This window comes from Pseudomonas sp. BIC9C (assembly GCF_034541995.1).
Classification (GTDB): Bacteria; Pseudomonadota; Gammaproteobacteria; order Pseudomonadales; family Pseudomonadaceae; genus Aquipseudomonas; species Aquipseudomonas fluorescens_CC.
Map to the genome: position 1 here is coordinate 685,381 of NZ_JAWDGM010000003.1, position 8,727 is coordinate 694,107.

Annotated in this window: 10 protein-coding genes and 1 pseudogene; 6 read left to right on the forward strand and 5 right to left on the reverse strand. The window is 59.3% G+C overall.

Annotated features, from left to right (window positions below):
* Nucleotides 1–397: 397 nt before the first annotated feature.
* Nucleotides 398–856: a VOC family protein gene (locus tag RS887_RS17715; RefSeq protein WP_322616335.1), complete on the reverse strand. Its 459-nt coding sequence runs from the start codon at nt 854–856 to the stop codon at nt 398–400.
* Nucleotides 857–975: 119 nt separating this feature from the next.
* On the opposite strand from RS887_RS17715, the pseudogene RS887_RS17720 reads away from it, so the two are divergent.
* The 5 genes and pseudogenes from RS887_RS17720 to RS887_RS17740 form a co-directional block, all read left to right on the forward strand.
* A pseudogene (locus tag RS887_RS17720) lies at nt 976–1,212 on the forward strand (antibiotic biosynthesis monooxygenase); the annotation flags it as partial.
* A gap of 117 nt (nt 1,213–1,329) precedes the next feature.
* Nucleotides 1,330–1,599 (forward strand): hypothetical protein, encoded by a 270-nt coding sequence (locus tag RS887_RS17725; protein WP_008020425.1) that lies wholly within the window; start codon nt 1,330–1,332, stop codon nt 1,597–1,599.
* 101 nt (nt 1,600–1,700) lie between these two features.
* Complete coding sequence (locus tag RS887_RS17730; RefSeq protein ID WP_111289043.1) at nt 1,701–2,315, forward strand: LysE family translocator; 615 nt, start codon at nt 1,701–1,703, stop codon at nt 2,313–2,315.
* A gap of 206 nt (nt 2,316–2,521) precedes the next feature.
* A complete protein-coding gene (locus RS887_RS17735) occupies nt 2,522–3,679 on the forward strand; it encodes a cysteine desulfurase family protein (RefSeq protein ID WP_322616336.1) in 1,158 nt (385 codons plus the stop codon).
* A gap of 65 nt (nt 3,680–3,744) precedes the next feature.
* Nucleotides 3,745–5,553, forward strand: a complete 1,809-nt coding sequence (locus tag RS887_RS17740; RefSeq protein ID WP_322616337.1) for an aminopeptidase P family protein — start codon at nt 3,745–3,747, stop codon at nt 5,551–5,553.
* Nucleotides 5,554–5,643: 90 nt separating this feature from the next.
* On the opposite strand, the gene RS887_RS17745 is transcribed toward RS887_RS17740, so the two are convergent.
* Entirely contained in the window at nt 5,644–6,234 is a 591-nt protein-coding gene (locus tag RS887_RS17745) for a 2-hydroxychromene-2-carboxylate isomerase (protein ID WP_322616338.1), read from the reverse strand.
* Nucleotides 6,235–6,270: 36 nt separating this feature from the next.
* Nucleotides 6,271–6,999, reverse strand: a complete 729-nt coding sequence (locus RS887_RS17750) for an SDR family oxidoreductase (protein ID WP_322616339.1) — start codon at nt 6,997–6,999, stop codon at nt 6,271–6,273.
* A gap of 94 nt (nt 7,000–7,093) precedes the next feature.
* Between RS887_RS17750 and RS887_RS17755 the strand changes: the two genes are divergently transcribed.
* Nucleotides 7,094–7,654: a TetR/AcrR family transcriptional regulator gene (locus tag RS887_RS17755; protein WP_322616340.1), complete on the forward strand. Its 561-nt coding sequence runs from the start codon at nt 7,094–7,096 to the stop codon at nt 7,652–7,654.
* A gap of 14 nt (nt 7,655–7,668) precedes the next feature.
* Here RS887_RS17755 and RS887_RS17760 read toward each other — a convergent pair whose 3' ends face one another.
* Nucleotides 7,669–7,950 carry a hypothetical protein gene (locus RS887_RS17760; RefSeq protein ID WP_322616341.1) on the reverse strand — a complete coding sequence of 94 codons (282 nt, stop codon included), beginning with the start codon at nt 7,948–7,950 and terminating at the stop codon, nt 7,669–7,671.
* 169 nt (nt 7,951–8,119) lie between these two features.
* A partial coding sequence (locus tag RS887_RS17765) for an EamA family transporter (RefSeq protein ID WP_322616342.1) occupies nt 8,120–8,727 on the reverse strand: 608 nt, incomplete at its 5' end.

The window sequence follows — 8,727 nt, forward strand, 5'->3', positions numbered from 1 at the left end:
GTCTTGCCTGGATGAGAGGCAACTCGGCTGCGGGCTTCGCAGGGATGAGCGCCCTGAAGGTCCAGTCGTGGCTTTTGCCTACGCGAAAGGACTGCATCTATGTAGGACGGATGAGCAGGGGAAATCCCGAAAGGGGAAATGAAAGAAAATGTTTCGCGAGAGGCGGAGAGGCAGGGCAACCTGCGGAGGATTTACATTCACTGGATATCAAACGGTGGGAGCGGGCTTGCTCGCGAAGGCGCAGTGTCAGTCAACAGATCTATTGGATGTGCCGGCCTCATCGCGGGCAAGCCCGCTCCCACAGGGGGCTTCAGTGGTCACAAGTCCCGCGCAAGATCGGGGACCCAATGTGGGAGCGAGCTTGCTCGCGATGAGTGCCGGGAGGGTAACGAAAGTCTCAACCCTGGCTGAACATCTCCTTCGCCCGTTGCTCGATCTGTTCCTGGGTCAGGTCTTCCTTGCGCGTGGCCAGGAACCACAGGTGCCCGTAGGGATCCTTCAAGGTGCCGGTGCGGTCGCCATAGAATTGATCCTTGACCTCGGATACAACGGTCGCGCCGGCAGCGATGGCCTGTTTGTAGGACTTGTCGACATCCGTCACGTACAAATGCAAACCCACGGACGGCGAATTGTCCGGATTGCTCAGTGGCCCTTGATCGCATGGTGTGCCCAGCATGATCGGACAATCACCGATGCGCAGTTCGGCGTGACCGACACCGCCATCGGGCATGTTCAGGCGCATGACTTCAATGGCGCCAAAGGCTTTCTTGTAGAAGGCGATGGCTTCGGCGGCCTTGTTGATGCCCAGATAGGGGGTGATGCTGTGATACCCCTCTGGAATGGGTTTGACGCTCATGATGGATCTCCCTGTTCTTGTTGTCTGAATGAAAAGTGCCTGTGCCATTACATGGCCGAATAAATATAGGCCAGCCTCTTTCACCTCACCGAGCGCCCGACGAGCAGCAATGCCACACAAGTGCCATCGTCCAGGCCAGCGACGATGGCCGGCGCGTGCTCAATTTTCTGCAATGGCAAACCCGCGAAGCCGGGGAGGCTGCGTTTCGAGCCTTTGAAAACGGCGAACCGGATTTCTGGTAGTTGATCCGCGCCCATCAGGCGAAGGCAGTGACCTTCGGATCGTTCCAGGTCCTTCACAGTCTGCAGCGCAGCGACGACAACGCATTGCATTGCAGCCTGGTGGACCCGTGCTGATCAGGGCAATGATCGCCATTTCCTGATAGCCACTATTGAAAGCGTTGATTTCTGCTGCCCGGGAGGCGCGGGTAGCCTGTGTTCATTGCCACGAACCCAGTCGCCAGGACGCCAGAAATGAAACCGATGATCGCCACTTTGCTGATGCTCGCCGTCTCCGTACTCGCCGGATGTGCCAGCCATGTTTCCCCGGAGCTTCGCCCTTACACGGCTGAAGAAACCAGGGAACTGGCGCTGGAAGCGCTGAACCGCCGCGGATTGTCCTTCGACGAATACCACGCGAAAAAAGCCGAATTGCTCGGCCAGCCGAAAAAGTCGTTCGGCTTCGACAACCAGGGTGAAATGAACGCCGGGCGATCTGTACAGCTTCACGGTCGTCCGAGCTGAGGCGAAACTGTACTGGCCCAAGTTTCGTGTAACTGTCCATGGGTTTCGCCCTAGGTGTGCGATAGGGTCAACACCTGACCGACCCTGACGGACTACCACCCATGACGCTCTCACTCGATCTGCTGCTGGGCTTTGCCCTGTTCGCCCTCGTCACCTCGATCACACCCGGCCCGAACAACACCATGTTGCTGGCATCCGGGGTGAACTTCGGCTTCAACCGCACGATTCCGCACATGCTCGGCATCACCTGTGGCTTCTTCGTACTGGTGGTGGCGGTCGGTTTCGGCCTTGGCGCGGTATTCCAGACCTACCCTTTGCTCTACACCGTGCTGCGTTATGTGGGGGCGGCGTATTTGCTGTACCTGGCGTGGAAAATCGCCCATTCCGGGCCAATGTCGGAAAGTCAGCAGAGCGAGGCGAAACCGATCAGTTATTTGGGCGCCGCCGCGTTCCAGTGGGTCAATCCCAAGGCCTGGATCATGGCCATTGGCGCCATCAGCACCTACACGCCGATGCAAGGTTACTTCACCAATGTGATCGTGATTGCGGCCGTTTTTGCCATCATCAACCTGCCGAGCGTCGGTGTCTGGGCCGCTTGCGGCACGCTGCTGCGCAACGTTCTGAAGGATCGCCGCTGGCTGCGCCTGTTCAATTGGGGCATGGCCGCGCTGCTCGTGGGGTCGCTGTATCCGCTGATGCTCGAAAGCTTTAGCTGACGCATTGCTTCAACCGGTTGCCCGATGCCTGTTAAGCTGACTTTTCAGGAGCGTTCCTACGCACTATTAAATGAAGTAGTCCTTCTTTAACGGCATCCGATCAGGTATTGGTAACGTTCTGAAAACAGCGCGCAGCTCACAAGGCTGCGCTTTGCCGTTTACAGTCACGAGCTTCCTGATCCCGGAACACGCTCTGCGAGTCCTTTATGAATAAACGTCCGTTGTATTTCGATTACGCCGCCACCACGCCGGTGGATGAGCGGGTCATCAAGGTGATGGTCGAGTGTCTGGGTTTTTCCGGCAATTTCGGCAACCCTGCTTCAAGCTCCCACGTCTTCGGCCAGCAGGCCCGGCAATCGGTGGAGCAGGCGCGACGCCAGGTCGCCGAACTGGTCGGCGCGACACCGGAGCAAATCGTCTGGACTTCAGGCGCCACCGAATCCAACAACCTCGCGCTCAAGGGCGTGACCCAGGCCCGCGGTGCTGGCGGCGGCCATATCATCACCAGCCAGATTGAACACAAGGCCATTCTCGATACTGCCAGGCAACTGCAGGATGCCGGTGTAGCCGTGACGTACCTGGTGCCGGACGCCGGAGGGCTGATCACCGCGCAAGCGGTCAGCGAAGCTATGCGCGAGGACACCTTCCTGGTGTCGCTGATGCTGGTCAACAACGAACTGGGTACGCTCAACGATATTCCCGCCATCGGCCAGGGGGTGCGTGACCGCGGGGCGTTGTTCCATGTCGACGCTGCACAGGGCGCGGGCAAAGTGGCAATCGACCTCGCGCAGTGGCCGGTGGACCTGATGTCGTTTTCCGCGCACAAGCTCTATGGCCCCAAAGGCATCGGTGCGTTGTACGTCGGTCCGCGTGCACAACAACGATTGCAGGCGCAGATCCATGGCGGCGGGCATGAGGGCGGCTTGCGTTCCGGCACCCTGGCGACCCATCAGATCGTGGCCATGGGTTCGGCATTCGCTCTGGCGGCAGCGATCTTCGATGAAGAGAAAGCCGTCATCGTGCGTTTGCGTGAACGCTTGCTCGAGCAATTGCAGAGCGTTCCCGGTGTGCGGCTCAACGGCAGCCCGACCCGGCGCATCCCCCATACCCTGAGCCTGACCTTCAGTGAAGGCGAGTTCAACCCGGCAGCGTTGCAGGCTTCGATCGCGTTTTCCGCGACCTCGGCCTGCAATTCTGCGAGCAATACCCCATCCCATGTACTGCTGGCCCTGGGGCATGATGCCCGCTCGGCCAGTCGCACCATCCGCTTGAGCCTCGGGCGGTTCACCACCGAGCAGGACATCGACCAGGCGGTTCAACTGATCAAGGCAGCCTGTGCCAGTGCTCCGGCATTCTGGCAATAGGGCGACGAAGCGCCGACGTTGATCGGCACTCAACAATAATGATGAAGTGGTTAGCAGGAGACACGATGAATACGCAGCTTTCGACCCATGGATCGGTGCCCCAGCGCCTGGCGCAAACCCGCGAACTGATGAGCCGGGAGGGCATTCACGCCTTGCTGGTGCCGTCGGCCGACCCGCATCTGTCCGAATACCTGCCGGGTTACTGGCAGGGGCGCCAGTGGTTGTCGGGGTTCCATGGTTCGGTCGGCACCCTGATCGTGACCCCGGATTTTGCCGGCGTCTGGGCCGACAGCCGTTATTGGGAACAGGCGACCAAGGAACTCAAGGGCAGCGGTATTGATCTGGTCAAGCTGCAACCGGGTCAACCCGGGCCATTGGAATGGCTGGCCGAGCAAACCCCGGAAGGTGGCGTGGTCGCGGTCGATGGCGCGGTCATGGCCGTGGCTTCGGCACGGACCCTGGGCGGTAAACTTGAAGAGCGTGGCGCCCGTCTGCGCACCGACATCGACCTGTTGAACGGAGTCTGGAGCGACCGCCCAAGCCTGCCGGACGAACCGATCTATCAGCACTTGCCACCACAGGCGACCGTCAGCCGTGGCGAAAAACTCGCCAAACTGCGTGAAACCCTTCAGGCGCGGGGGGCCGACTGGCATTTCATCGCCACCCTCGATGACATCGCCTGGCTGTTCAACCTGCGTGGCGGTGACGTGTCGTTCAACCCGGTGTTTGTTTCCTTCGCCTTGATCAATCAGCAACAGGCTACGCTGTTTGTCGCCTTGAGCAAAGTCAGCGCCGAGTTGCGTGCAATCCTCGAACAGGACGGGGTGACCTTGCGCGATTACAGCGAAGTCGCTGCCGCACTGCGCGCCGTGCCGAGCGGCGCAAGCTTGCAAGTCGACCCGGCACGGGTCACGGCGGGCTTGCTGGACAACCTCGACAGCGGGGTGAAACTGATCGAAGGCCTGAACCCGACGACCCTGGCCAAATCGCAAAAGAGCCTGGCCGATGCCGAGCACATCCGTCAGGCCATGGAACAGGACGGTGCAGCGCTGTGTGAATTCTTCGCCTGGCTGGACTCGGCGCTGGGCCGCGAGCGCATCACCGAGCTGACCATCGACGAAAAACTCACCGCCGCCCGTGAGCGCCGTCCTGATTATGTGTCGCTGAGTTTCAACACCATCGCCGCGTTCAACGCCAATGGCGCGATGCCGCACTACCACGCTACCGAAGAAGAACATGCGGTAATCGAAGGGGACGGTCTGCTGTTGATCGACTCCGGTGGCCAGTACCTGGGCGGCACCACCGACATCACGCGGATGGTTGCGGTGGGCACACCGACCGATGAGCAAAAACGCGATTGCACTCGCGTGCTCAAGGGCGTGATTGCCTTGTCCCGCGCGCAGTTCCCCAAAGGCATTCTGTCGCCGCTGCTCGATGCCATCGCCCGCGCGCCCATCTGGGCGGAAAGTGTCGACTACGGTCACGGCACCGGTCATGGTGTCGGTTACTTCCTGAACGTCCACGAAGGTCCGCAAGTCATCGCCTATCAGGCCGCACCTGCACCGCAAACCGCGATGCAACCCGGCATGATCACGTCCATTGAGCCGGGTACCTATCGTCCGGGTCGTTGGGGTGTGCGCATTGAAAACCTGGCGATGAACCGTGAGGCGGGCAAAAGCGAATTCGGCGAGTTCCTGAAGTTCGAAACGCTGACCCTGTGCCCGATCGACACGCGTTGCCTGGAAGTATCGCTGTTGTCCGAGGAGGAAAAACAGTGGTTCAACGCTTACCACGCCGAAGTGCGCGAACGCTTGAGCCCGTTGGTCGAGGGTGCCGCATTGGAGTGGCTCAATACCCGCACCGCGGCTGTTTGATCGGCTGCCGCTATTTGTTTCGATACAGCTCAGGCGCTTTTCCTGCGCCTGAGCTGCATGGTCGACAAAGGGGCGGTTTGCGGTCGAGATTCAACTCAAGGCTTCGACCACGAAATCCAGTCGATCCTGGCCGAAGTACAGCTGGTTGTCGACAAACATGCTTGGGGCTCCGAATACGCCACGCTTTACGGCTTTTTCGGTGTTGTCCTTGAGCAGGGCTTTGACTTCTTCATCGGCGGTCAGGGCCAGGACCTCTTGTGGATCGAAACCGTTTTCACTGAGCACTGCCGCAACGGTTGCCGGTTCATCCAGGTTGCGACCGTCGACCCAAATGGCCTTGAACAGGCAATCGATGAAGGCCGCAAAGCGGTCAGGGTGGCGCAACTGCATCCCTGTTACAGCACGCATGAGCATCAAGGTGTTGATCGGGAAGTGAGGATTGAATTTGAGAGGCACGCCATAGCGTTTGGCGTAGCGGTCCAGATCCTGAAACATGTAGCGACCCTTGGCCGGTACAGTCACCGGAGAGGCGTTGCCAGTGGCTTTGAACACTCCGCCCAGCAAGAGCGGAATGTAGATCAACCGGGTGTCGGTCTGTGCGCAGATCTTCGGTAGCTGGGTGTAGGCCAGATAGGTGGCGGGGCTGCCGAGGTCGAAGTAGAACTCCACGGTTTTGCTCATGTTCAAGGCTCTCGTCTTATTGTTGTGTCGGAGAAGTTACCAGCGTTCGCTCCAGGGGCGAAGGTCCAGTTCGAAGGTCCAGGCATCGCGGGGCTGGCTGTGCAGGTACCAGTAATTTTCGGCGATATGCTCGGGATTGAGGATGCCATCCTGATCCTTGGTGGCGTATTTTTCGGGGAAACTTTCACGAATGAAGTCGGTATCGATGGCGCCGTCGACGACGACATGGGCAACGTGAATATTCATCGGCCCGAGCTCTCGGGCCATGCTTTGCGCCAGTGCTCGAATGCCGTGCTTGGCTCCCGCAAATGCGGCGAACCCGGCAGCGCCTCGCATGCCTGCGGTGGCGCCGGTGAACAGGATCGTGCCCCGCTGGCGCCTGGCCATGCGCTTGGCGACTTCACGGGCGTTGAGGAAACCGGAAAAACAGGCCATTTCCCAGATCTTGAAATACTTGCGGGCGGTTTCTTCGAGAATGCTGCACGGCACGTTGGCGCCGATGTTGAAGACAAATGCTTCGATGGGGCCGACCTGATTTTCGATCTGCTCGACCAGCGCGATCACGTCTTCCTCCTTGCGTGCATCGCAGGCAAAACCGTGGGCCTCGCCGCCATCGGCCGTGATGGCATCCACTAGTGGCTGGAGTTTGTCCGCGCTGCGGCGGGTGACGCAGGCGACAAAACCCTCCTGGGCAAAACGTTTGGCAATGGCGCCGCCTGTGGCATCACCTGCACCGACGACCAGTACGACCTTCTTGTTATTCATGGGTGGATCCCTTATTGGTAAACGATCGTTAGCTAAACGAACGTTATGCTACGATTTGACAGACGTCAAGGTGAGCGATTTAGGGAGAAGGGCAATGCGTTATTCGGCCAGTCACAAGCTGGAAACCAGGCAAAAGCTGCTGGAAAGCAGTGCGGTATCGGCCAAGAGGTCCGGATTTTCAACGGTGGGTGTGGATGGCCTGATGAAGGCGATTGGCTTGAGTGGCGGCGCCTTCTACAGCCACTTCTCGTCCAAAGACGAGTTGTTCGCAACCATTGTCGAACGTGAGCTGGGTCAAAGTCTGGCGCGACTGGGTGAAGGGCAGGACCGTGACAAGCTTGAGCGCTGCTTGAAACTGTACCTGAGCATGTCTCACGTCGAGAATCCGGAAACCGGTTGTGCATTACCGGCATTGGGGGCGGAAATTGCCCGTTCCGACGTGACTGTCCGCCAACAGGCAGAACACTGGATTTGTCGGCTTCAGGAGAGTTGGGCGGGCGTTCTGCAAAGCGACAGCCTGGCGTGGGCGATTCTGTCGCAATGTATTGGCGCACTGGTCGTAGCGCGCATGCTGGCTAGCCCGGATATCCAGCGCACAGTGCTGAAGTCCAGTTACGAGGAGATTGGCCGTCAGATCGCAAGTCCGAGAACCTGACGCGACGGCCCTGCCTATTTGCAGATGACAATCATGCTGCGGCTGGTATAACCCGCAGGGTTGAGGCCAAACGGATAATCGCCGGGCTCTTCCACGGTGTCTCCGGACTTGGCGATGACCTTGTAGCCCTTGGGCGCGCAGGAGTTGGCGGCGCTGGCGTAGCACTTGTCCCAGGATGAAGACAGCCCGGAACAGTTGATGTGTAACCCTTTCTTGCCGTGCTTGATCTGTGTTTTTGATGTCGCTGCGCAGCCCGCAATTGCAAGTACGGCGATCAGTATCAAAATTCGTTTCATTACTGTCCTTATAGCGTCCCCGGATCTTGTGCCCGGGTCTGGCTGCATTCGCTTTCGATTGACGCCTATCGATAGCCCTATCTGAAATTGTCCATGGTATGGCTCTGGGGTGCGGGGCTAAACATGGCCTAATTGAGCGGCAAATACCAGAGCCGTGTCATATCTGCTTTCAATCTGCCGCTACTGCCGGTCTGGCGGCAGTGCTCATGGTCATGGTTGCACCGACGGATGCCAGAATGATGCACAGGATTGCCATCCACTGCGACAGCGAGAGGTATTCGTGAAGGAACAGCAAGCCCGATAACGCGCCGAAGGCGGGCTCGATACTCATCAGCGTGCCGAAGGTTCTGGCAGGCATGCGGGTCAGGGCGACCATCTCCAGGGTGTAGGGGAGGGCTGTGGACAAGACGGCGACGCCGAGGGCGACAGGGATCAATGAAGGGGTCAGCAAGGCGGAACCCGCATGGACAATACCGATAGGAGCGACGAAGAACGCCGCGATCATGACCCCCAGTGCGGCGGTTTGCACGCCATTATCGGCCCCCGCTTTTTGCCCGAACAAAATGTACAGTGCCCAGCAGATCCCGGCACCCAAGGCATAACCGGCGCCGACCAGATCGATGCCAGCGGTCGCTTCTCCTGTTGGTATCAGTAACAGCAAGCCGACGGCAGCCAGGGCGATCCACAAAAAGTCGATTGCGCGACGCGAGGCGTAGATCGCCACGGCCAATGGGCCGGTGAACTCAAGCGCCACCGCGATGCCCAGTGGAACGGTTT